This is a genomic window from Paenibacillus sp. FSL L8-0333 (assembly GCF_037965665.1).
In the GTDB taxonomy this organism is placed as follows: Bacteria; Bacillota; Bacilli; order Paenibacillales; family Paenibacillaceae; genus Paenibacillus_AQ; species Paenibacillus_AQ odorifer.
In genome coordinates, this window is sequence record NZ_CP150186.1 from 164,742 (window position 1) to 188,197 (window position 23,456).

General features: G+C 45.5%; 21 protein-coding genes and 1 tRNA gene. 20 read left to right on the plus strand and 2 right to left on the minus strand.

Translation table 11 applies throughout. The features are described 5' to 3' along the window. Positions 1-10 precede the first annotated feature (10 nt). From hisJ to NYE72_RS00900, 18 genes are all read left to right on the plus strand, one after another. Positions 11-838, plus strand: a complete 828-nt coding sequence (gene hisJ / locus NYE72_RS00815) for a histidinol-phosphatase HisJ (protein WP_076101063.1) — start codon at positions 11-13, stop codon at positions 836-838. 26 nt (positions 839-864) lie between these two features. Beyond that, complete coding sequence (locus NYE72_RS00820) at positions 865-1,815, plus strand: ribose-phosphate pyrophosphokinase (protein WP_036687083.1); 951 nt, start codon at positions 865-867, stop codon at positions 1,813-1,815. Between the two features lie 233 nt (positions 1,816-2,048). Then, positions 2,049-3,788, plus strand: a complete 1,740-nt coding sequence (locus NYE72_RS00825) for a tetratricopeptide repeat protein (RefSeq protein ID WP_051491491.1) — start codon at positions 2,049-2,051, stop codon at positions 3,786-3,788. 151 nt (positions 3,789-3,939) lie between these two features. Beyond that, on the plus strand, positions 3,940-4,893 hold the full coding sequence (trxB, locus tag NYE72_RS00830; protein ID WP_036687084.1) for a thioredoxin-disulfide reductase: 954 nt from the start codon (positions 3,940-3,942) through the stop codon (positions 4,891-4,893). A 351-nt stretch (positions 4,894-5,244) separates the two neighbouring features. After that, positions 5,245-6,672, plus strand: coding sequence for a glucuronate isomerase (gene uxaC / locus NYE72_RS00835; RefSeq protein WP_339211089.1), 1,428 nt, complete (start codon positions 5,245-5,247; stop codon positions 6,670-6,672). A gap of 57 nt (positions 6,673-6,729) precedes the next feature. Next, positions 6,730-7,734 (plus strand): LacI family DNA-binding transcriptional regulator, encoded by a 1,005-nt coding sequence (locus tag NYE72_RS00840; RefSeq protein WP_076105201.1) that lies wholly within the window; start codon positions 6,730-6,732, stop codon positions 7,732-7,734. 157 nt (positions 7,735-7,891) lie between these two features. Then, positions 7,892-9,361, plus strand: coding sequence for a tagaturonate reductase (locus tag NYE72_RS00845; RefSeq protein ID WP_339211091.1), 1,470 nt, complete (start codon positions 7,892-7,894; stop codon positions 9,359-9,361). A 33-nt stretch (positions 9,362-9,394) separates the two neighbouring features. Next, a complete protein-coding gene (locus tag NYE72_RS00850; RefSeq protein WP_339212039.1) occupies positions 9,395-10,885 on the plus strand; it encodes an altronate dehydratase family protein in 1,491 nt (496 codons plus the stop codon). A gap of 203 nt (positions 10,886-11,088) precedes the next feature. Further along, complete coding sequence (locus tag NYE72_RS00855; protein ID WP_036687092.1) at positions 11,089-11,313, plus strand: DUF1858 domain-containing protein; 225 nt, start codon at positions 11,089-11,091, stop codon at positions 11,311-11,313. A 15-nt stretch (positions 11,314-11,328) separates the two neighbouring features. Further along, complete coding sequence (locus tag NYE72_RS00860; RefSeq protein WP_076105203.1) at positions 11,329-12,588, plus strand: DUF438 domain-containing protein; 1,260 nt, start codon at positions 11,329-11,331, stop codon at positions 12,586-12,588. A gap of 209 nt (positions 12,589-12,797) precedes the next feature. Continuing rightward, positions 12,798-13,748, plus strand: coding sequence for an ROK family glucokinase (locus NYE72_RS00865; protein WP_036687097.1), 951 nt, complete (start codon positions 12,798-12,800; stop codon positions 13,746-13,748). A 46-nt stretch (positions 13,749-13,794) separates the two neighbouring features. Continuing rightward, entirely contained in the window at positions 13,795-14,694 is a 900-nt protein-coding gene (gene rapZ, locus NYE72_RS00870; RefSeq protein WP_036687099.1) for an RNase adapter RapZ, read from the plus strand. A gap of 54 nt (positions 14,695-14,748) precedes the next feature. Continuing rightward, positions 14,749-15,696, plus strand: a complete 948-nt coding sequence (locus NYE72_RS00875; RefSeq protein ID WP_169744815.1) for a YvcK family protein — start codon at positions 14,749-14,751, stop codon at positions 15,694-15,696. A 45-nt stretch (positions 15,697-15,741) separates the two neighbouring features. Beyond that, complete coding sequence (gene whiA, locus NYE72_RS00880) at positions 15,742-16,671, plus strand: DNA-binding protein WhiA (protein ID WP_339211093.1); 930 nt, start codon at positions 15,742-15,744, stop codon at positions 16,669-16,671. Positions 16,672-16,768: 97 nt separating this feature from the next. Continuing rightward, on the plus strand, positions 16,769-17,038 hold the full coding sequence (locus tag NYE72_RS00885) for an HPr family phosphocarrier protein (RefSeq protein WP_036687106.1): 270 nt from the start codon (positions 16,769-16,771) through the stop codon (positions 17,036-17,038). Between the two features lie 168 nt (positions 17,039-17,206). Next, entirely contained in the window at positions 17,207-17,962 is a 756-nt protein-coding gene (locus tag NYE72_RS00890) for an SIMPL domain-containing protein (RefSeq protein ID WP_036687108.1), read from the plus strand. 126 nt (positions 17,963-18,088) lie between these two features. Further along, positions 18,089-19,192, plus strand: a complete 1,104-nt coding sequence (locus NYE72_RS00895; RefSeq protein ID WP_339211095.1) for a DUF4163 domain-containing protein — start codon at positions 18,089-18,091, stop codon at positions 19,190-19,192. Between the two features lie 111 nt (positions 19,193-19,303). Then, positions 19,304-19,942 (plus strand): GDSL-type esterase/lipase family protein, encoded by a 639-nt coding sequence (locus tag NYE72_RS00900; RefSeq protein WP_076274174.1) that lies wholly within the window; start codon positions 19,304-19,306, stop codon positions 19,940-19,942. Positions 19,943-20,031: 89 nt separating this feature from the next. Here the strand turns inward: NYE72_RS00900 and clpP are convergent, their stop codons facing one another. Both clpP and NYE72_RS00910 read right to left on the minus strand, forming a co-directional pair. Beyond that, entirely contained in the window at positions 20,032-20,628 is a 597-nt protein-coding gene (gene clpP, locus NYE72_RS00905) for an ATP-dependent Clp endopeptidase proteolytic subunit ClpP (protein WP_036687113.1), read from the minus strand. A gap of 193 nt (positions 20,629-20,821) precedes the next feature. After that, positions 20,822-20,896: transfer RNA gene (locus NYE72_RS00910), tRNA-Arg, on the minus strand. A 268-nt stretch (positions 20,897-21,164) separates the two neighbouring features. On the opposite strand from NYE72_RS00910, the gene NYE72_RS00915 reads away from it, so the two are divergent. Both NYE72_RS00915 and gap read left to right on the plus strand, forming a co-directional pair. Then, complete coding sequence (locus NYE72_RS00915) at positions 21,165-22,217, plus strand: sugar-binding domain-containing protein (protein ID WP_036687118.1); 1,053 nt, start codon at positions 21,165-21,167, stop codon at positions 22,215-22,217. Between the two features lie 113 nt (positions 22,218-22,330). Next, positions 22,331-23,341, plus strand: coding sequence for a type I glyceraldehyde-3-phosphate dehydrogenase (gene gap, locus NYE72_RS00920; protein WP_036687120.1), 1,011 nt, complete (start codon positions 22,331-22,333; stop codon positions 23,339-23,341). The last annotated feature ends 115 nt before the right edge of the window (positions 23,342-23,456 follow it).

Genomic DNA, 23,456 nt, shown 5'->3' on the forward strand with positions numbered 1-23,456 from the left:
GGACTGAGTGATGCATATTGATTACCACACGCATCATGAACGCTGTGGCCATGCCGTGGGTAAGCTTGAGGAGTATGTGCAGCGCGGGATAGAGCTTGGACTTCAGCAGCTGGGGTTGTCCGACCACTTGCCGCTCATCCACGTAGATCCCGCCAGCTATTATCCTGAAATGGCTATGCCAATGGCTGAGCTGCCTCGTTATGTGGAGGAATGTCTGACCCTAAAGGAGCGTTACCGTGGAGTCATAGACCTGCGGGTGGGGCTGGAAGCCGATTATATCGAAGGATACGAAGAGCAAATCCGCGAGATTTTGTCGCCGTATCCATGGGATTATCTTATAGGTTCTGTGCATTTTCTTGGGGAGTGGGATATTACGGATCACCGCCAGGTTCATGGTTGGGAAGGCAGAGATGCGCTAGAGGTGTATCGTCTTTATTACGATGCGGTAAAGAAGTCGGCGTTATCGGGATTATATGATATTATAGGACATATGGATGTTATTAAACGGTTCGGTTATGGTCCACAAACACCGGAGGGCAAGGCTGAGGTGAAGGCGCTGGAGCTAGAGACCTTAAAGGTTATAGCGGATAGTGGAATCGCCATGGAGCTGAATGCTTCCGGACTTACGAAGCCTTGCGCTGAGATGTTCCCGGCAGAGCATCTGCTACAGGAGGCCCTAAGGCTCGGCATACCGCTGACATTAGGCTCCGATGCACATGATCCTGCCAAGCTGGGGGACGGGCTGCAAGAGGCGCGTAGCATGCTTTGGCACACTGGTTTTCGTGAGCTGGCTGTATTTGAGGGACGCCGCCGTACCACTGTTCAGTTCAAACTATAATAATTTATAATCCGCAGGAGGGTATTATGCATCATCAACAATTACGTATTTTTTCCGGTTCGTCGAATCCAAAGTTAGCGGCTGATATTGCGGAGCGACTTGGTGTTGAATTGGGGCAGATAAAGCTGACCCGCTTCATGAGCGGCGAGATTTACGTGCATTACGAAGAAAGCATCCGGAACTGCGACGTATTTTTGGTGCAATCCCTTTCGCATCCCATTAATGAGATGTTCGTGGAGCTGCTGGTGATGATAGATGCTGCCAAACGGGCTTCAGCTCGTACAGTGAACATTATTGTGCCGTATTATGGATATGCTCGGCAGGAGCGGAAGTCCGCACCTCGTGAGCCGATTTCGGCTAAGATGGTGGCTGATGTGCTGACGACCGCTGGAGCAACCCGCGTGATCACTATCGATTTACACGCAGCGGCGATTCAAGGCTTTTTCAACATTCCGGTCGATCATCTGACTGCACTCGATTTGATCAGCAGCCATTTGAAAGCCAAGGCAATGTCTGATCTGGTCATTGTTTCCCCGGATGCAGGGCGTGCGTCTATGGCTGAGAAGCTGGCGAATAAGCTGGATTCACCTTTTGCCATTATGATCAAGAAGCGTCCAGCCCATAATGAATCGGTAATCACTCATGTGATTGGTGATGTCGAGGGACGGACACCAATCATTATTGAGGATCTGATCGATACTGGGACGACCATTGTGAATGTGGTGGAAGGTCTGAAGGAGAGAGGTGCGAAGGACAGTATTGTCTGCGCGACGCACGGATTATTCTCAGGGCCCGCGCTACAGCGGCTTGACCATCCTTCTATTCAGGAAGTGGTTACGACAGATTCTATTGCACTGCCTGATGACCATTCAAGTCGGTTTACGGTATTATCTGTTGCACCGATGCTTGCCCAGGCTACGCACATCATCCTTGAGGGTGGTTCAATCGATAAGCTATTTAGAGACGCGGGAATTTAATTCCCCGTCTTTTTTATTTTTTTGTCAAAAAAGATGTTGTAAGCAGAGTGGTAGAGTCTTTCTCAACTTGAGATTCTCGCTGTCACATGTGGTATACTGTGTGGAGATACCCGCGCCCAATAAGGGAACGGAATAGCGATTAAGGATGGAGCTCCGGCATACCCCATAGGGCGCCGCCCTCCTATTTTTCGTTAGTATAAGGAAGCTTCTTATAAGGGAGGTGCCTTGCTTCCATGATTGAGAGAACTTCAGAGTATGAACTGGGGAATGATAATGTGATTCCTGTAACTCTGAATGCCAATTTTTTCTTTGAAAGAGCCGTTCGGTCCTTGGATCGCTTTCAATATGATAAGGCATTAAAGAATTTTCGCAAAGCTGTAGAGTACGAGCCGGAGAATCCGGTCAATCATTGCAACGTGGCTGGCGTATTATCAGAAATGGGTAATTATGAAGCATCCAACGACATTTTAACCCATGTACTGGAGAATATTGATCCGGCAATGACGGAATGTTATTTCTATATGGCTAACAACTTCGCCAATATGGAAAGCTATGAGGAGGCAGAACGCTCACTCGTCACTTATCTCGAAGAAGATGTGAACGGTGAATTTCTGGCCGAATCGGAAGAATTGATGGAGCTGCTGCAATATGAGCTGGACCGTCCTGCTCCACTTATCCGGATTAGAAGCCGGGAAGGTGTAATAGAGCATGAGCGAGCCCGAGCACTGTTGGAGGAGGGCAAGTTTACACAAGCCGTCACTTTGCTTGAAGAGATTGTGAGCAATACGCCTGACTTCCTGGCGGCACATAACAACCTAGCCCTAGCGTATTTTTACATGGGTCGTTTTACCAAAGCTAAGGAATGTATTATGCGGGTGCTGGAGCAGGACTCCGGGAATTTGCATGCACTCTGTAACTTAGCGATCTTCCTTCAGTATGAAGGTGACCGCGGACAACTGGATGGATTGTTACGCCTTCTGGAGACCACTATTCCGTTTCATCAGGAGCATCTGTTCAAAATGGCCACCACCATGGGGATTCTGGGACGCCATAGAACCGCCTATGGCCATTTTAGACGTCTGTTGAAGGATGAAGAGGTCGGTGGCGACGCCAGTCTCTATCATTATTGTGCGGCTGCTGCCAGCAATAGTGGCCTGTATACAGAAGCCCAGCGCTGCTGGCAGAAGGCGGCTAAGCTCGATCCGGAATCGGCTGTGCCGAGATTTTTTCTAGCTCAGCTGCAGCAGGCGCAGGGGGAAGGCAAAACGCTGTCGCTGGTCAGCTACAACTATCAGCTTCCTTTTCAGGAGCAGCTGAAGCTGTGGAAGGACAACAAGGGCAGCTTTACCGAAGAGGTACGGAACAATCCGCTGCTTCGCTCTTCCTTCTTCTGGGCGCTCCGCTACGGGGATGCCAATACGAAGCTTCAGGTTACAGAAGCTCTGCGGTGGATTGAAGATGAAGAGATGTCCGAAATTCTGCAAGGACTTCTGAAGCAGCAGCCCTTGCAGGAAGAAAAGCTGCAAGAAGCGGCACTTCTTAGTCTGCAGCGGCTGATTGGAAGTGTTCCTGAAGAGAATGTGCTTCAGGAAGTCAAAGAAACCTCTTCCCCGCGTCTGAAGGGACTGCCGGAATGGAGAGAGGATTGGCAGAAAGTTATCGATCAGACCCTTAGTATGATGGATCGAAGATATGATGCAATCCACAAAAAAGATGCTGAATTACTTTGGAAGCAATTTCTGAGCAGCCTTTATCCGGATATTCCGTTTATCCGTCATGCGAATGGCTGGTGTGCTGCCTTAGAATATCTAATTGCTAAGACGCATAACCTGCCGGTCACCTATCGTGAAGTAGCTCAGCGTTACAATGTTTCTGTATCTATGGTCAGTCGTTATGCTCGGCGCATAGATGAGGAATGTAGTTTCGAGGGAAGTGTGAGCGACAGTCTTCCGCCATTTACCGAGAATATCTAAATCGATCATGTAGTATTTCGTAGAAACGGAGCCCTTTTTATATGTCTTGCGTAAACGCTAATGTTCCTTATAGGGGCACCGAAGGCGGCTATGCATGCCAAAAAAGGGCCCGTTTCTTCTAAATAAACCCTATTGTGAGGAGGCCACTGTTATGTACAAAACGATTGTAATCGGAACAGGCCCAGCCGGGCTTACTGCTGCAATTTATTTGGCACGTGCCAACCTAAACCCACTTGTGATTGAAGGTATGCAACCAGGTGGACAACTGACAACGACAACAGAAGTCGAGAACTTCCCAGGCTTTCCTGAAGGAATTCTAGGCCCGGATTTAATGGACAACATGCGCAAGCAGGCTGAACGTTTTGGAGCTGAATTTAAGAATGGCTGGGTGGATTCAGTTGATTTTTCACAGCGTCCATTTAAAGTGACTGTAGATGGATTGGGAGTATTAGAAGCGGAGTCAGTGATCATCTCAACCGGCGCATCTGCCAGATATTTAGGAATCCCCGGGGAGCAGGAGAATGTGGGCCGTGGGGTCAGCACTTGTGCTACTTGTGACGGATTCTTTTTCCGTGGCAAAAAGATTATTGTCGTCGGTGGTGGAGATTCAGCGATGGAGGAAGCCAGCTTTTTAACCCGATTCGCTTCCAATGTAACATTGGTTCACCGTCGTGATGAGCTTAGAGCTTCGAAGATTATGCAGGCTCGCGCACGGGATAACAGTAAGGTATCGTGGGCTCTTAACCGTACACCGCTTGAGGTTACAACCGACGAGTCTGGCGTTAAAGGGCTGACGGTTCGCAACAATGAGACGGGAATTGATGAACTCATCGAAGCGGACGGAGTGTTTGTCGCGATCGGGCACACGCCGAACACCGGATTTTTAGGGGGACAAATTACGACCGATACCAACGGCTACATTGTGGTCAACCCTGGAACGACAGAAACGAACATCCCGGGCGTATTCGCTTGTGGCGACGTGCAGGATACCCGTTATCGTCAGGCAATTTCTGCAGCGGGATCTGGCTGTATGGCAGCAATGGATGCCGAGAAGTACCTAGAGGGCACGATGGTGCATGACTGGAGCGAAACACTGGATAGTTAATTTTGTGAGAAATCGTAGTCGATGACATATAAGCAGGTTATCCTTTTTCTAAAGGGTTGCCTGCTTTTTTCAATATTGGCGGGGCCGTGTCCAGATATTAAATATGTTGTTTATTTATTACCGCTCGGAAGTTAAAATAACTGTAACAATGTCTTTATAAAAAGACTTGCGCATTTTAAAAATACGTTTACAATGAAGATATAATGTTAACGTGAACAATTTATATTATATCCTATTATAAGCAATAATTTTAAGTTTAAAATATTTATTAAGAAATCGACCGATTGAATAAATGTTCACGTTAAACTATGTGTAACTCCCATTCGAACTTAAAGGAGAGCAGCAAACCTCATGAGTAAAAAATTCATGGATGAGAACTTCCTATTGTCGAGCGAGACCGCAATTAAGCTGTTTCATCATCATGCGAAAGACATGCCCATTATCGATTATCATTGCCACCTCAGTCCAAAAGAAATTTATGAGAACAAAACGTTCAACAATATCACCGAAGCTTGGCTGTATGGCGACCATTATAAATGGAGAGTGATGCGCGCTAACGGTATAGAAGAGAAATTCATTACTGGCGATGCCAGTGATTATGATAAATTTTTAGCCTGGGCTAGAACGGTTCCGATGATTATCGGGAATCCGCTATACCATTGGACGCATCTGGAGCTGCAACGTTTCTTCGGTGTATATGAGTTGCTGAATGAAGCTAACGCACCAAAAATTTGGGATGAAGTGAATAGACAGTTACAGGGTGAAGGATACGGAGCAAGAGATTTGATCATTAAATCGAAGGTGACTACGGTTTGTACTACCGATGATCCTGTAGATAATCTGGAATATCATGAGAAAATCAGTAATCTGAGTGGGTTCAATGCTAGCGTTGTGCCGGGATTCAGACCAGACAAAGCGCTTGAAATCAACCGTCCTACCTTCCAGCCTTGGGTAGCTCAGCTAAGCGAAGTTTCGGGAATGGCTGTTAAGAATTACGGACAGTTTCTTGCAGCATTGGAGAGCAGAGTGAGATTCTTCCACGCCAGAGCCGGCCGTGTATCTGACCATGCTTTGGATGCGGTAATGTTTGAGCCTACTACCTTGGAGGAAGCTACAGCTATATTCGCTAAAGCACTTTATGAAGGCACTGTAAGTGAGAGTGAAGAAAAGAAATATAAAGGATTCACGCTAGTATTCCTCGGCAAATTGTATAACGAGCTGGATTGGGCGATGCAATTCCATATTCATGCGCTACGGAATAACAACAGCGTAATGTTCGGACGTCTCGGACCTGACACGGGTTATGATTCTATCAATGACGGCGTGATTGCTAAGCCTTTGGCGGGTCTGCTCGATGCGCTGGATCGTGAGAATGCGTTGCCTAAGACCATTTTGTACTCACTGAACCCTAATGATAATCATGTGATTGCCAGTCTAATGGGCAGCTTCCAGGGCGGCGGTATTCCAGGGAAAATTCAATTCGGAACCGCATGGTGGTACAACGATAATAAAGACGGCATGCTGGAACAGATGAAGACACTTGCTAATCTAGGCGTACTTAGCCAATTTGTTGGGATGTTAACAGACTCCAGAAGCTTTTTATCGTATACCAGACATGAGTACTTTAGAAGAATCCTGTGTGATCTGGTAGGCTCTTGGGTAGAAGCTGGAGAAGCCCCGGATGATATGGATTTACTGGGCAGTATGATTGAGAACATCTGTTACAATAACGCTGATCATTATTTTAATTTCTCGAAACAGGCATTGGTGACTAGGTAATCGTTATGATATCCTTACATGGAAGAGCCAAACCCGTTTGATAAGGAAGGTTGACCCATGGCACCTACAATCAAGGATATCGCCAAATTGGCGAATGTATCGCATACAACTGTATCGAGAGCACTTAACAATAGTCCACTAATTAAAGAGGTCACACGTAAAAAAATTGCCGAGATCGCTGCGCAAGTGGGTTACGTCCCTAATTACAATGCCAAAAGCCTTGTGATGCAGCGATCCTATACCATTGGTCTGTTCTTCACGAGCATTGCCAACGGCACAACTTCTGGTTTCTTCTCTGATACGATTCGTGGTGTAAATAGGGTCATAGATGTAGAGTACAATCTGTTCATCCGTGGGATCGACGATTATGCGGATTACTCCTCTATTCATCGCAAACGTTTTGATGGAATTATTCTAATGAGCCAGAGTGAAGCTGATAATAAATTCATTTACCATGTTGTCCAGCAAGGCATTCCAATCGTTGTGCTGAACCGGGAAATTGATGACCGCTCCATTATCAACATCATCTCGAACGACCGGGAAGGTGCTTATAATGCAGGCAAATACCTGATCGAAAACGGGCATCAAGACATTGCAATTATTGAAGGTGTGGAGGGCTTTAAATCCACGCAAGAACGCAGAGATGGCTTTATAAAAGCTTTGATTGACCATAATATCCCTGTTCGTAATGACTACATGATAAGCGGTAGTTATGATATGCAAAGTGGATATGAGGCGATGGGCAAGCTGCTGGATCTCGAGAAGCCACCGACTGCTGTATTTTGCTCCAATGATGATATGGCGATCGGGGCTATGAAAGGCGTGTTTGAGCGAGGGCTGCAGGTGCCAAATGATATCTCTGTTGTTGGTTTTGACGACATTGGGTTTTCACTTTTTGCCAATCCTTCACTCACCACGGTCAAACGTCCTATTGAGAAGATTAGTGAGCAAGGCGCTCGCCAGCTGTTAAGCTTGGTCAAGGAACCCTCAGAAAAAGACGGGCGGATCTCGATCGAGACAGAGCTTATTGCCAGAGAATCAGTCAGGAAGTTGCAGAAGTAGAGGCTGCGCATAGCAGCCTAATCCTTTACCTTCGTAAAGGGTTGCTATCTAAAATTTTCACGTGTGCATGTATTTAATCAATTAGTAATATAAATATGATTTTATATAGTTTATTTAACAAGTTTATCGTGTGCATTTACTATTAGGAGGCGTTAATATGAAAAGATTAAATAGTGATAATTGGACAGCTTACAAGCAGTATCCTGAGAAGGTTCTACAATTTGGCGAAGGCAATTTCATGCGCGCCTTTGTAGATTGGCAGATTCATACTATGAATCAAAAAACGGATTTCAATGGTGGAGTGGTTGTTGTACAGCCGTTGGCTAACGGACTGGCGGAAATGCTAAATGATCAGGATGGGCTGTATACCCTTTATCTGCAAGGCATTAAAGACGGAGCGGCTGTAAAAGAACACGAGGTAATTAATTGTATTACGCGGACGCTTAATCCCTATTCACAGCATGAGGAGTATATGAAGCTGGCTGAGAACCCTGAGCTGCGCTTTATCGTGTCTAATACTACTGAAGCGGGAATTGCTTTTGAAGCCGGTGACAAGTTAACCGATACGCCGCAGAGTAGTTTCCCGGGCAAGCTGACGGCCTTATTGTACAAACGTTATCAAATTTTTAATGGGGATGCTTCTAAAGGTTTTATCATCATTCCATGCGAGCTGATTGACCGGAATGGCGATGAGCTCAAGAAGGTTATTTTGAAATATGCTGAGCTGTGGAATCTTGGAGAAGGTTTTGTGAACTGGTTGAATGAAGCTAATACCTTCTGCTGCAGTCTGGTGGACCGCATTGTTCCCGGTTATCCAAGAGACAGCATTGCCGAGATTACAGAAGAGTTGGGTTATGAGGATAAGCTGGTCGTTGTCGGCGAGCAATTCCATCTTTGGGTGATTGAAGGACCGCAGTGGATTAAAGAGGAGTTCCCGGCTGAACTAGCAGGTCTTAATGTGCTGGTGGTGGATGATATGGCCCCTTATCGCACTCGAAAAGTGAGGATTTTAAACGGAGCTCATACAGCTATGACACCAGTATCGTATTTGTACGGTATTGATACGGTTGCTGAGGCCATTGAGCACGAAGAGGTTGGGGCGTACGTGAAGTCTTTAATCTATGATGAAATTATTCCAACGCTGGATCTGCCGGCAGAAGAATTGAATTCTTTTGCAGACGCGGTATTAGAAAGATTCCTGAACCCTTATGTGCAGCATTACTTGATGAGCATTTCCCTTAATTCTATATCGAAGTTTAAGACAAGAGTTCTGCCTTCTTTACTGCAATATGTAGAGGCCAAAGGACAATTGCCTGAAAAGCTCGTCTTCTCATTAAGCGCATTAATTGCCTTCTATAGAGGACGCAGAGGGGAAGAAAACATTCAACTGGCTGATGATGCGGATATTTTGGAATGGTTCGCCTCCTTATGGGGAGGATGGGATGGCACAGACACCGGGCTGCGCGCACTGGCCGTCGAAGTACTTGCCGCAACCAATCGCTGGGGCTGTGATCTGAATGAAGTGGCTGGACTTACTGACAAGGTGACAGAAGGGCTGATTGCGATTGAGAAAAATGGCATGAAGCAAGCCTTAAAAGCGTTCGTGAAGAGACCGGCACACAACTAATACCCTGGAGGTGACAATGATATGATCAAGACGATGAAAGAAGTATTGCAGATTAATGAGGCTGATAATGTCGCTGTTGCACTTAAAGACTATAAAGCAGGCGACACCATTGTGATTGGTTCAAAAGAGATTAAAATTACTGAAGATATCGCTAGAGGCCATAAAATTGCACTATCCAGCATTAGCGAAGGTGAAAACGTATTGAAATATGGTTACCCCATTGGTCATGCTATAGCGTCTATCGCGCCGGGGCAGTGGGTGCATACCCATAACACTAAGACAAACCTAACAGGGGTAGAGGAATATACCTTTGAGCAGAAGCTGACGCCGAATCCTTTTGCAGCGGAGAATTTGACCTTTAAGGGGTATCGCCGCTTTGATGGATCTGTAGGTATCCGCAATGAGCTGTGGATCGTCCCTACTGTTGGTTGTGTGAATGGAGTGGCGGAGCAGATCATCAATATTTTCAAAGCAGAGGTTGGGGATATCGCACCTTTCGATAACGTGCTCGTGCTTAAGCATAACTACGGTTGCTCCCAGCTGGGCGATGATCATGACAATACACGTACGATACTGGCTAACGCGGTTAAACACCCGAATGCGGGCGGCGTGCTTGTGCTCGGATTGGGCTGTGAGAATAACAATTTGCATATTTTTAAAGATATGCTTGGCAGCTATGATGAGGATCGTGTGCGTTTCCTTGTCTCCCAAGAGGTTGGGAATGAGATTGAAGAAGGCGTGAAGCTGCTGAAGGAAATCTACAATAATGTACAAGGCGATCAACGGGAAGAAGTATCACTCTCCGAGCTGAAGATCGGTCTGAAATGTGGAGGCTCCGACGGTTTATCCGGTATTACTGCGAATCCGCTCCTTGGACGTCTGTCTGATTATATGGCTGCTCAAGGCGGGACCACTGTACTGACTGAAGTACCTGAAATGTTTGGTGCCGAAAAAATTCTAATGGAACGTGCAGCAGACGAAACTATTTTCCACAAAATTGTCGATCTCATTAATGACTTTAAGCAGTATTTTATGGACTATAAACAGCCGGTATATGAAAATCCTTCTCCAGGGAATAAAGCCGGAGGAATTACTACGCTTGAGGATAAATCGCTGGGTTGTACTCAAAAATCCGGTAACTCTACGGTGATGGATGTACTCAAGTACGGAGAGCTTATCACTAACAAAGGCTTAAATCTCCTTAACGCGCCTGGCAATGATCTTGTGGCATCCTCTGCACTGGCTGCTGCAGGCTGCCAATTGGTGATCTTTACGACCGGACGGGGAACGCCTTTTGGTACATTCGTGCCAACGATGAAGGTGTCTACCAATACCCCATTGTATGAAGGTAAACGTCACTGGATCGATTTTAATGCAGGTGTGTTGGTGGAAGATGGTTCTCCAGATGAGGTCCTGCGCAGCTTCATAAACTATATTATTGCGGTCGCCAGCGGTGAATGGGTTAATAATGAAAAGAATAATTTCCGTGAGATTTCCATATTCAAAACAGGAGTAACGCTATAATAAATAATTAATTACAAATCAGGCTGTCTCTTATGCTTTTTAAGCGTAGGGGACAGTTTTTTTAGGTTCACAGCATACATAATCCGTCTTAAAAAGAACGATAAATGCTTTCTTTTGAATTAGTGATTGCAATCACAATGGTCCTCTACGGCCTGTGCTAATCTTTTATTGAGAATAGTTCTCACATAAAGGAGAAGAGTCAAATGGAAAAAGTGCTGAGTTTGGATGAATCTATATTCGAGATGGTATCACGGCATCCGGAGGTCATCGAGATTATGGTAGAGCTGGGCTTTAAGGATATTGCCAAGCCTGGCATGCTGCAGACCGCTGGCCGTTTCATGACCTTATCCAAAGGAATTAAGCTGAAGAAAATGGATCTCGAGCACGTGAAGCTAACTTTTGAACGTCATGGTTTCGAGATTATTTAATAAAGGAGTGTTAATATGAGCGAACTAATTAACAACCGTGAAGTTGATGTGCCGGAACAGACTCGTCGCCAGGCTATGCTTAAGGAAATTATTAAAGAGCTGCATGCAGGCAAAAGTGTAGAAGAGGTTAAGGCGCGGTTCGCCGAAGCTGTGGGTGATGTTACCGTAGCGGAGATTTCCGCGATGGAGCATTCATTAATGACCGAAGAAGGAATTCCGGTATCCGAGGTCCAACGTCTTTGTTCGGTGCATACAGCCATCTTTAAAGGCTCTATTGAGCAGATTCACCGCTCGTCTAAGCCCGAGGAGCAGCCAGGCCATCCAGTACACACCTTCAAATTGGAGAATCGTGAGATCGAAAGACTTGTTAACTTCCGCATGGATCTGCACGCAACAAAGTTTCAAAAGAACGATAGTGAGGAATTGATCTTCAAGTTGTTGGAGGATCTTAGCTTGCTGCTGGATCTTGATAAGCACTATAGCCGAAAAGAAAATCTGCTGTTCCCATACCTCGAAAAATACGGCATTTATGGCCCAACCAAGGTAATGTGGGGAGTGGATGATAATATCCGCCGTATGATTAAAGAGGCAAAAGCAGCGCTCAGCACTTATAGCGGAAATGCAGCAGAAATAGGCGTTCAGCTTGAGGAGATCATCAAGGAAGTTAATGAAATGATCTTTAAGGAAGAAAATATTCTACTGCCCATGGCCCTGGACAAACTGACGGAAGATGAATGGGTCAAAATCGCCCGGGAGAGCGATGAGATCGGGTTCTGCCTAACCGCACCGGAGCAGGAGTGGATCCCTGAGCGGGCTGCAGAGCCGGAAGGCGCAGTGCCGGAAGAAACAGAAGGAGCGACGCCGCAAGGCGGGTTCATCCGTTTTGAGACAGGGTTGTTGTCACTGCATCAGCTCGAGACCGTACTCAACCATCTGCCTGTAGATCTAACCTTCATTGACGAGAATGATGTCGTTCGATATTTTTCACACGGGAAGGAACGTATCTTTGCTCGAACTAAAGCGGTTATCGGCCGTACAGTACAGAACTGTCATCCCCCGCAAAGTGTTCATGTGGTAGAGAAGCTTTTGGAAGACTTTAAGGCAGGTCGTAAGGATGCTGAAGACTTCTGGATCAACATCAAGGATAAGTTTATCTACATCCGCTACTTCGCTGTACGAGACGAGTCAGGCCAATATATGGGCACGCTAGAGTTCACACAGAATATCGCTCCAATCCGAGCACTAGAGGGACAAAAGCGCATTTTATCAGAATAAATCGGTACGTTGGGTTATTTTCCAGATAATAATATAGGTACAAGACTCTCTTACTTAGGCGTAAGGGGGTCTTTTTAGAATATAATAGAGTATACTCTTAAAATAAGGAATTCCCGGGTGTGTTGTCTTTCCTTGACCACAGAGAGGGCTTCTATTATAGTTGGTACTTAGGATTAACTATTTTAGTATAAAAAAAGGTGGCTTGTTACATGTCTGAGAATATCTACGTTGGCGTGGATTTGGGTGGAACTGCAATTAAGGTTGGAATCTGTAATGCTGAAGGTACCCTGCTACATACTTATGAGGGACCTACAGGAACTGCAGAGGGTGTCGATACTGTTATCGATAATATCGAGAAGTATGTACGCCAAATTGTGGAGGATTCCCCGTACTCTTGGGATCAGCTTGCAGGTGTAGGAGCGGGTGTAGCCGGGTTCACAAATATTCGTGAAGGAATCATCATCCTTGCGCCTAACATAGGATTTAGAGATGTGCCGATCCGTTCCATTTTGGAAGATCGTTGGAACAAGCCTGTCAAAATAGACAATGATGCGAATGTGGCTGCACTGGGGGAAGCTTGGAGTGGTGCGGGACGTGGCGTTGATAACTGTGTCTGCTATACGCTTGGAACAGGTGTCGGTGGCGGAATCATTATTAATGGAAAGATTTATCAAGGTTTTGCGGGATTAGCTGGTGAGCTTGGACATATCACAGTAGTGCCGGATCTGGAAGCTATTCAATGCGGCTGTGGCAACATGGGCTGTCTGGAAACCGTTTCCTCCGCTACAGGTATTATCCGCATGGCTAATGATGCAGTAGCTCGTGGCGATCGTACTTCCCTCTCTATGGTAGAGAAGATTGCTGCGAAAGAAGTCTTTGATGCGGCTAAGGCTGGCGATGAAGTAGCTATCCGTATAGTAAATCGTGCAGCGTACTATCTGGGTAAATCCATGGCTTCTGTTGCGGCTGTGCTTAACCCTGAAGTATTTATCGTTGGCGGCGGCGTGTCTAAGGCTGGAGATATTCTATTTGATGAGGTTCGTCGTGTGTTTGCGAAATTGACACCGGCTCCGCTTCAAACTGGTGTTTCGATTATTCCAGCTGAGCTTGGCAATGACGCAGGTATTGTTGGGGCTGCCGGCCTTTTGCTGCGTTCTTAAAAGACGGGAAGTATTCATATACTAAATCTAGGGAGGGGACGCTTTTATGACCGAATTGGACAATACCCCAACGGCTGGAGCCACCCTGATTATTATTACGGGAATGTCAGGTGCGGGGAAGACAATTGCTGTACAGAGTCTGGAAGACCTAGGGTTCTTCTGTGTCGATAATTTACCACCGGTACTGATTCCCAAGTTCGCAGAGCTAATTGAACAGTCGAAGGGTAAGATTGCCAAGGTAGCCCTTGTAATTGACCTGCGTGGTCGAGAATTCTTCACTGCTTTGTCTGAGTCTCTTGCCTATATCAAGGATGAGTCAACCATTGGCTGTGAGATCTTGTTTTTGGATGCTACAGATTCAGTACTTGTTCAGCGTTACAAGGAAAGTCGACGTCATCATCCATTAGCACCTAAGGGGCTGCCGCTTGATGGTATCAAGCTAGAACGTAAGATGCTTGAAGAATTGAAAAATTCAGCTACGTTATGTTTAGATACCAGCAGTATGAAGCCCGTGCAGCTTAAGGAGAAGATCATTTCACGGTTTTCGCATCTAGGAAAAAGTACGCTTTCCGTCAATATTACATCCTTCGGATTTAAGTACGGTATTCCTATTGATGCAGATCTTGTCTTCGATGTCCGCTTCTTGCCTAACCCACATTATGTGGACCATCTGCGGCCTAAAACCGGCCAGGATAGTGAAGTCTACGATTATGTAATGAAGTGGCCTGAAACACAGGTGTTCCTGACCAAACTGCTCGATATGCTTCATTTTCTAATTCCGCAATATCGTAAGGAAGGTAAGTCCCAGATTATCATTGGCATTGGCTGTACGGGAGGTAAACACCGTTCCGTAGCCATATCCGAGTATTTGGGTAAAATGCTGGGCGTTAGCGAGACGGAATCCGTAACCGTTAGTCATAGGGATTCCGAGCGTGATCGGCACTAGAGAGAAGGGGTCATAGTGGCTGAAGAACAAAGACAGCGTCCACGTATCGTCGTTATGGGCGGTGGCACGGGGTTATCTGTCATGCTTCGTGGTTTAAAAGAGAAGCCATTAGATATTACTGCTATTGTTACCGTTGCCGATGATGGGGGAAGCTCTGGTATTTTACGCAGTGAACTGCAAATGCCTCCTCCTGGGGACATCCGCAACGTATTGACAGCTATGGCTGATGTTGAGCCGCTCATGGCAGAGATTATGAGATACCGTTTCAACACGGGTGAGGGACTAGCTGGTCATAGTCTCGGCAACTTGATTCTTGCTGCGCTCACGGATATATCTGGCGATTTCGTTACGGCTGTTCGGGAGCTCAGTAGATTATTCGCTGTTCGCGGCCGGGTATTGCCTGCGGCCGGTGAAGCTGTAATCCTGCATGCAGAAATGTCGGACGGCACGATTATCACAGGGGAGTCCAAAATCCCTGAAGCTGGCGGGATCATCAGACGAGTGTCCTTGGAGCCGCCAGATGTAGAACCGTTGCCCGAAGCGCTTGAGGCGATTCGGAATGCAGATGCGATCCTGCTGGGTCCTGGCAGTCTGTATACGAGCATTCTTCCCAACCTGCTTGTTCCGAAACTGGCAGAAGCGGTTGTATCTTCGAATGCTATCAAAATTTTCGTCTGCAACGTAATGACTCAGCCGGGTGAAACGGATAACTATACCGTCAGCGATCATCTTCAAGCTGTATATGATCATATCGGGATCGATTTATTCGATTATGTTATTGTTAATGACGGTGAGATTCCGGAACAGGTCCAGACGAAGTACGCCGAGAAGGGCGCGCGCCCGGTGCAGCTTGATAAAGAAGCGCTGGATGGCAATGGATACAAGGTTATAGCCGATAAACTGGTTTTATTCCGAACTTATTTGAGACATGATACCGATAAGCTTAGCCATCACATTTATCAGCTTGTGCAGGATTGGATAAACAGAAACCCTAGGGTATAACTTATAGATGAGAATGAAGTACTTATCAAGAAAGAGGTGAGACCCTTGTCTTTTGCGGCCCTTACCAAAAAAGAGCTGACGATGGTGGAGAGTGAACCCTGCTGCGAGAAGGCGGAAATGTCAGCGCTTATCCGTATGAATGGATCTGTGCAGCTTTCAAGCAAAAAGGTTATTCTCGACATTTCGACGGAGAACGCCGCGATTGCAAGGCGGGTATATTCTTTACTTAAGAAATATTACCAGGTCCATATTGAGCTACTCGTGCGTAAAAAAATGCGTTTGAAGAAAAATAACGTCTATATCGTCAGAATTCCAAACCGTGTACAAGAGGTCCTAAAGGATCTTAGAATTGTGTCGGAAGGATTTATTTTTACCGATGGTATTGATGATGAGATTGTTGGGAATAACTGCTGCAAGCGTGCTTATTTGCGTGGTGCCTTTCTGGCTGGCGGATCGGTTAATAATCCGGAAGGCTCCTCCTACCATTTGGAGATTTCCTCGATGTATGAGGAACATTGTAAAGCATTAGTGGATCTGGCTGGGGAATTCCACTTAAATGCACGCTGTATTGAACGTAAAAAAGGATTCATTCTTTACATTAAAGAAGGCGAGAAGATCATTGAATTCTTAAGTTTGATTGGAGCGCATCAGGCGTTGTTCAAATTTGAGGATGTAAGAATTATGCGCGATATGCGTAATTCCGTGAATCGGATCGTGAACTGCGAGACCGCAAATCTCAACAAAACAATAAGTGCTGCGGTGCGGCAGATTGAGAATATCAAGCTGTTGCAGCGAGAAATGGGACTGGAGAATTTGCCGGATAAACTGCGTGAAGTAGCAGAAATTCGAATGGCGCATCCAGATATCAACCTCAAGGAGGTTGGTGAAATGCTCAAAGGTACAGTCAGTAAGTCGGGAGTAAATCATCGGCTTCGTAAGATTGATGAGCTGGCGGACAAGGTTCGAGGCGGCTAATTACTTTTTTTCTAGTGTGGTTTACGTTATAATGATATAATAATATAAAATTAATGTGAAACTTTTGGGGAGAACTCAATTAGGGGGTAAGCGTTTCATGACAAAGCACCCGGTAGTTGTTCGGTTGAAGACAGGGCTTCATGCCCGACCGGCAGCATTGTTTGTGCAAGAAGCTAACAAGTTTTCGTCGGAGATTTTCGTGGAAAAAGATGATAAAAAAGTAAATGCTAAAAGTATTATGGGGATTATGAGCCTCGCTATCAGTTCCGGCACGGAGATTTACATTAGCGCGGACGGTGCGGATGCCGATCAAGCTGTAAACGCTTTGACAAGTCTGGTCAGCAAAGAAGAGCTTGAGAACCAATAATAGGAAGACAACATCGTTTCTGCTAGGAAGACTTTATTTATCGCATGACCAAAAGCCCTTCGGGGCTTTTTTTAATACCAAAAAATAGATTGAGACGTGCAACATTTACCAAAATGACTCGTCTAGAGGATAATAACAAATCACAAGAAATGAAAGGGGCTGGCAAATATGAAAGGTTTATTGAAGAAAATTGGTTCAGTGATGATCGTAGGGAGCTTGTTAATTGGAGGGATCAGCATGAGTGGTGTTTTCCAAGGTCCTGCAAAGGCTTACGCAGATGAAGTGCAGAAAAATGTCGTTAGTGTAGTAGGTAAAGGCGAATTGTCCCTCAAGCCGGATATCGTATACTTGACCATCGGTGTGGATACTACGGCCACAACTGCGCAAGAAGCGCAGAAGACCAATGCCGCTAAAATTCAGAAGATTATGACTTTACTGAAGAATACTTGGAAAATTGCAGATAAAGATATTCAAAGCACGCAGTTTTATGTGCAACCCAATTATAGTTACAGCGAAAAAGAAGGACAGCAAGTGAAGGGGTACAACGCCAATCATACGCTGTTAGTGTCTTATAGAGATCTGACCAAGGTTGGTGAATTGCTGGACGCTGCATCTGCGGCAGGGGCGAATAATATCGGAAATGCACGTTTTTCTGTGGAAGATACTTCTGCATTTGAAGCTCAGGTGATTGAAAAAGCGATGGCGAATGCAGATGTTAAAGCAGGGGCTATTGCTAAGGCAGCTAAACGCAGCTTGGGTCAAGTGATCACGGTCAGCCAAAATGATGGAGATGTCACTCCGGTTTATTTTGAACAGAATCTAAAAATGAATATGGCTGCAGCAGATGCTGGTGCAAGCACATCCGTGCAACCCGGAGTAGTTAAAGTTACAACTCAGCTAAGCGTAATGTATGAATTGAAATAGTATCAGAACAAGGTGAATGCAGAGAGGAGAGGTGATCTTCCACTAGTAATAGTGGGGGGCGCCTCTTTTTTTGTGTAAGTTCTCTACGATTCTGTTTAATAAATTGGAAAGGAGAGGAAAAATAAGATGATGAATATTATTTCAAAAGAATCAGTACGCAAATGGGGCATAGGTCTGATGTCGGCAGGTTTATTGTTTGGTGGAGGTCTGCTGCCCAGCGAAACGGGTTATGCAGCAGCTAGTAAAACGGAGAATAAAGCTATTGATTCGCGTATCGTTTTAAAGGCACACGGGATAAATTCGTTACAGGAAGGTATTTTGAAGGAAGGACAGGCCTGGATTCCCATAACTTTTATGCGAGATGTGTTGGGATTACCGCTTGCGTATGATAAGAAGGAAAATGCATACATGATTGGAAAAGGATCGGCCAAGGCGAAGTTGATGTTATCCAGTTACGGTACTTCTGTGTGGGTGAATAACTATTTCATTCGAGAGTATGAAGGGAAGTTAATTAATAATCGCCTCTACGTTCCATCAGGTTTGTTAAATGATTATATGGGTTATAAGGTAGATTGGAGTCGGGCCGCCAGTAAGCTGAATGTGGTGAACAGACCGCAGAACGCGCTGACGGTAACCACGGAAACTTATGCTAAAGATCGGACAGAAGCTTTTATTCAGCTTGATTATCCGAAGATCAGTGGATTGGGCAATTCCAGTGCGCAACAAGCTATTAATAATACTTTGAAGGAAAGTGTTATGAAATTCGCGGCGGGTGCAGAACAGGATATCTCCGATCGAGATGGAGCAGAGCCCAAATACACCTATGATTCAGGTTATGTAGTGACCTACAATCAGAATGGTGTGATCAGCATAGTGATGCATCAGTATAGTGATACGGGCGGCGCTCATGGAATGACTAACCGTGAGGCATTCACCTTCTCGCTTAAAGATGGTAAACGTCTATTGTTGGGCGACCTGTTTGGAGCTAATCCAAACTACAAAAAACAGCTGAATGCTAAGCTGAGCAAGCTGCTGAAGGCAGAGGATAGTTATTTGGGAGGATTCAACGGATTGAATACGGAGAAATATTTCTATCTGAAGGATGACAAGGTTGTTCTGTTCTTCCAATTATATGAGTACACAGCGTATGCTGCAGGCTTCCCTGAGTATACCTTTAGTTTCAAAGAGCTTTTGCCGGATGGCAGTAGCCCGTTTGCTGGCATGAAATAAATGGAGATACCTCGTCTCCGCTAATGTCAGCACAAGGCATCTCCCCCTTACCGGAGTTGTCTCTAGTTCATATACTAAAGGGAGTAACTAGTTTATGAACGGGGGAGAGCTATGGGCTACCAATATACTGCAATTGGCGATTCCTTGACGACTGGATTTGGTGCTCTGCCAGGTAACGGTTTTGTTCCGGTGTACCGTAGAATGGCAGAAGGGAGACTGCGGACTGCTGTAGCCTCTACGAATTTAGGCGTGAACGGAATGACTACTTCAGAGCTGGAGCAGCGGCTGCGCGGAAATTCCATGATGCGTGAGGCCGTTCGAGAAGCCGATATCATCACTGTGTCTATCGGTGGTAATGATTTGATTCACGCGGCCAAATCAGCAGCAAGACAGCAAGGGAACTTATCCGCACAACTGCGCAGATCGCTTCAGGAATGCAAACAAAATTTCTCTGCAATTATGAATATCCTTATACAATTGAAGGCGAGGACGCGTAGACCTTTTATCATTAGAATTGTGGGATTATATAATCCCTATCCTCAGGTGGTTGGTGCGACAGAGTGGGTCAGACAGTTTAATCAATACGCAGCACAGTACAGCAGCCGAGTATGTGGATTTGCTTCGATTTACAGTGAGTTCGCAGGAAATGAGAGAGGGTTGTTATCCATTGATCATTTGCATCCGAATGGCCGGGGTTATCGCGTAATTGCCGAGAAGCTGGATGCACTAGGTTATGGAGGGCTGAATTGATTGGATTTAGGTCTTCTATAAAATATAAAGAGGCTGTGCCCTATCCGTTATGGTTAGGGCACAGCCTCTTTATATTTTTACTTTATAGCTTACACACCGCTAGGCAATGTCTTCTCGATTACTTTATCTACGATACCGTATTCAGCCGCGTCTGCAGCAGTCATGAAGTAGTCGCGATCTGTATCCTTCTCAATACGTTCTAGAGGTTGACCCGTACGTTCTGCTAGAATACGGTTCAGCTTATCGCGCAATTTGAGGATGCGGCGGGCACGGATTTCAATGTCCGTTGCTTGACCTTGAGCACCACCCAGAGGCTGGTGGATCATGATCTCGCTGTTAGGCAGTGCGAAGCGTTTGCCTTTGGCGCCAGCGTTTAGCAGGAAAGCTCCCATGGAAGCTGCCATACCCACACAGATGGTGGAAACGTCTGGTTTAATGTACTGCATTGTATCAAAAATAGCCATACCTGCAGTAATGGAACCGCCTGGGCTATTCACGTAAAGGTGAATGTCCTTGTCAGGATCTTCGGCAGCCAAGAACAGCATTTGTGCGATGATAGAATTGGCTACCACGTCATTAACCTCCGTTCCAAGGAAAATGATGCGGTCCTTCAGCAGGCGGGAATAGATGTCATAAGCGCGCTCGCCGCGGTTGCTCTGTTCTACTACCATAGGAATATAACTCACGTGGAAAACCTCCTTGATATTGGTTCTTCAAATGTATTCATTTTTACTCTTGCCGTATTACCCACATGATAAACAAATTCAAACAAAAAGTCAAAGAAAGTCAAACTTATATTCAAAAAAAAGAGCCGACAAGCGGCTCTTTGGTTAAGTAGTAGTATAGGCACTACTAAATTATGTGCAAAAATGAAATTAATGGCGCGCCCGCCAAGAATCGAACTTGGATCTCAGGCTTCGGAGGCCTACGTCATATCCATTGGACCACGGGCGCAACAAAAATGATTATAATACAATTTTTACACAATTGCAATGTAATATTAATACTGGACAAGCGCTCTAGGGGCAGGCATCGGGCGCTATATCTTTTTCTGACCTTATTAATGTATAAGAAGACAAGTGCTTGAGAATTCTACTCTCGGAAGACTTGCGCTTCGAGCAATATTTGGTTAGAATATGGGTGGGACTTAAAAAGTTTACCCGGGACGTTTTGAGACCATGAACAAGGGAATAGAGGAAGACGAAGTTGCAGGAGTGAAAGTATGCGTAATTTATTAGATATCCAAAAGCAGCTTCTGCCTGATCTCATGGAAACCCTTAAGAGACGGTACACGATTCTTCATCAGATCATGCTGTCCGATATTATTGGGCGCAGAACGCTAGCCGCTTCGCTAGATATGACTGAGCGGGTACTGCGTGCCGAGACGGATCTTCTGAAATCGCAAGGGCTTATTGAGATCGAGAGTGTTGGCATGCGCATTAGCGCTGCTGGACGTAGACTGCTTGATTTGCTAGAGCCGGTTGTTAAGAGCCTATTTGGTCTGGATGAGCTGGAAGAGAAAATTCGAGCAACGTATGGTCTGGATAAAGTTATTGTAGTACCGGGTGATTGTGAGTCATCGCCGTTCACCAAACGAGAGCTTGGCCGGGCGGGTGCGAAAGCGCTGCTGAGTATACTTCGCGCAGATGATACAGTTGCCGTCACAGGTGGATCGACGCTTGCCGATATGGCTGATCAACTGACACCGCCGTTGTCCCTTTCCTATAAGAACGCTTGGTTTGTTCCGGCGCGTGGAGGATTAGGAGAGAGTATGGAGATTCAAGCCAACACGATTGCCTCAACAATGGCAAAGCGGGTTGGAGCCAACTACCGGTTGTTGCATGTCCCTGATTTGCTTAGTGGGGATGCATACCAATCGCTGGCACTTGACTCTAATATTGGAGAGATTGTACAAACCATCCGCAGTTCGCGTATTATTGTACATGGGATTGGGGATGCCATTGAAATGACCCGCCGCCGCAAACTGGACGAGGCTACAGTCTCGGAAATCCAGGGTGAAGGGGCAGTGGCCGAATCTTTTGGCTATTATTTCAATGAAGAGGGTCAGGTTGTCCATACCATGCTTACGATGGGTCTACGTCTAGAAGATATTATTCGGACAGAGAAAGTCATCGGTATTGCAGGAGGCAAACCCAAGGCCAAAGCCATTCATGCCATGCTGCGTTTCGGGCAGGAGAATATTCTCGTCACGGACGAGGCTGCCGCAGTAGAAATAGGCAAGGAAATTGACAATCAACTACAGCTATCTTCGTAGTTTTTAGATTGCAGGCAATAACATACTTCTTGCATCATACTTAACATTGTTGTCATGACAGACCTCACCGTCTGTTTTGAATAAATAAAACGAATTCTAGGAGGAACTATTCAATGAGTGTAAAAGTTGGAATTAACGGTTTTGGACGTATTGGACGCCTTGCTTTCCGCCGTATTCAAAATGTAGAAGGTATCGAAGTGGTAGCAATCAACGATTTGACTGACGCTAAGATGCTTGCTCATTTGCTTAAATATGATACAACTCAAGGTAAATTCCAAGGTGATGTTGAAGTGCATGATGGCTTCTTCAAAGTCAATGGTAAAGAAGTTAAGGTTCTTGCTAACCGCAACCCTGAAGAATTGCCATGGGGCGACCTAGGCGTTGATATCGTACTTGAGTGCACAGGTTTCTTCACAACTAAAGAAGCAGCTGAAAAACACTTGAAAGGTGGAGCTAAGAAAGTAGTTATCTCCGCTCCAGCTACTGGCGACATGAAAACTGTCGTTTACAACGTTAACGATGACATTCTTGATGGTACTGAGACTGTTATTTCCGGCGCATCTTGCACAACTAACTGCCTAGCTCCAATGGCAAAAGTACTGAACGACAAGTTCGGTATCGTTGAAGGCTTGATGACTACAATTCATGCTTACACTGGCGACCAAAACACTTTGGATGCTCCACATGCTAAAGGTGACTTCAGACGCGCTCGTGCAGCAGCTGAGAACATCATTCCTAACACTACTGGTGCTGCTAAAGCAATCGGTCTGGTTATTCCAGAACTTAAAGGTAAATTGGATGGTGCAGCTCAACGTGTTCCAGTTGCAACTGGTTCCCTGACTGAGCTTGTAACTGTTCTTGATAAGAGCGTTACTGTTGAAGAAATCAACGCAGCAATGAAAGCAGCTTCCGATCCAGACACTTATGGTTACACTGAAGATGAAATCGTATCTTCTGACATCAAAGGTATGACTTTCGGATCCCTGTTCGATGCTACACAAACTAAAGTATTGACTGTTGGCGACAAACAACTGGTTAAAACTGTTGCTTGGTATGACAATGAAATGTCCTACACTGCACAATTGGTTCGTACTTTGGAGAAATTCGCTAAAATCGCTAAGTAATTGACTTGATATAAGCAACATCTATAGAGCGGAAACAGAAATTCCTTGTTTCCGCTCTTTCTAAATGTATTTCTTGTTTCCTGCTAGAAACAATTTTGGGTGTGGAGGAATTAAT

Excerpts from the sequence above, each read along its gene's own strand:
- hisJ (WP_076101063.1), top strand. The coding sequence starts at position 11 with ATGCATATTGATTACCACACGCATCATGAACGCTGTGGCCATGCCGTG.
- NYE72_RS00820 (WP_036687083.1), top strand. The coding sequence starts at position 865 with ATGCATCATCAACAATTACGTATTTTTTCCGGTTCGTCGAATCCAAAG.
- NYE72_RS00825 (WP_051491491.1), top strand. The coding sequence starts at position 2,049 with ATGATTGAGAGAACTTCAGAGTATGAACTGGGGAATGATAATGTGATT.
- trxB (WP_036687084.1), top strand. The coding sequence starts at position 3,940 with ATGTACAAAACGATTGTAATCGGAACAGGCCCAGCCGGGCTTACTGCT.
- uxaC (WP_339211089.1), top strand. The coding sequence starts at position 5,245 with ATGAGTAAAAAATTCATGGATGAGAACTTCCTATTGTCGAGCGAGACC.
- NYE72_RS00840 (WP_076105201.1), top strand. The coding sequence starts at position 6,730 with ATGGCACCTACAATCAAGGATATCGCCAAATTGGCGAATGTATCGCAT.
- NYE72_RS00845 (WP_339211091.1), top strand. The coding sequence starts at position 7,892 with ATGAAAAGATTAAATAGTGATAATTGGACAGCTTACAAGCAGTATCCT.
- NYE72_RS00850 (WP_339212039.1), top strand. The coding sequence starts at position 9,395 with ATGAAAGAAGTATTGCAGATTAATGAGGCTGATAATGTCGCTGTTGCA.
- NYE72_RS00855 (WP_036687092.1), top strand. The coding sequence starts at position 11,089 with ATGGAAAAAGTGCTGAGTTTGGATGAATCTATATTCGAGATGGTATCA.
- NYE72_RS00860 (WP_076105203.1), top strand. The coding sequence starts at position 11,329 with ATGAGCGAACTAATTAACAACCGTGAAGTTGATGTGCCGGAACAGACT.
- NYE72_RS00865 (WP_036687097.1), top strand. The coding sequence starts at position 12,798 with ATGTCTGAGAATATCTACGTTGGCGTGGATTTGGGTGGAACTGCAATT.
- rapZ (WP_036687099.1), top strand. The coding sequence starts at position 13,795 with ATGACCGAATTGGACAATACCCCAACGGCTGGAGCCACCCTGATTATT.
- NYE72_RS00875 (WP_169744815.1), top strand. The coding sequence starts at position 14,749 with ATGGGCGGTGGCACGGGGTTATCTGTCATGCTTCGTGGTTTAAAAGAG.
- NYE72_RS00885 (WP_036687106.1), top strand. The coding sequence starts at position 16,769 with ATGACAAAGCACCCGGTAGTTGTTCGGTTGAAGACAGGGCTTCATGCC.
- NYE72_RS00890 (WP_036687108.1), top strand. The coding sequence starts at position 17,207 with ATGAAAGGTTTATTGAAGAAAATTGGTTCAGTGATGATCGTAGGGAGC.
- NYE72_RS00895 (WP_339211095.1), top strand. The coding sequence starts at position 18,089 with ATGATGAATATTATTTCAAAAGAATCAGTACGCAAATGGGGCATAGGT.
- NYE72_RS00900 (WP_076274174.1), top strand. The coding sequence starts at position 19,304 with ATGGGCTACCAATATACTGCAATTGGCGATTCCTTGACGACTGGATTT.
- NYE72_RS00915 (WP_036687118.1), top strand. The coding sequence starts at position 21,165 with ATGCGTAATTTATTAGATATCCAAAAGCAGCTTCTGCCTGATCTCATG.
- gap (WP_036687120.1), top strand. The coding sequence starts at position 22,331 with ATGAGTGTAAAAGTTGGAATTAACGGTTTTGGACGTATTGGACGCCTT.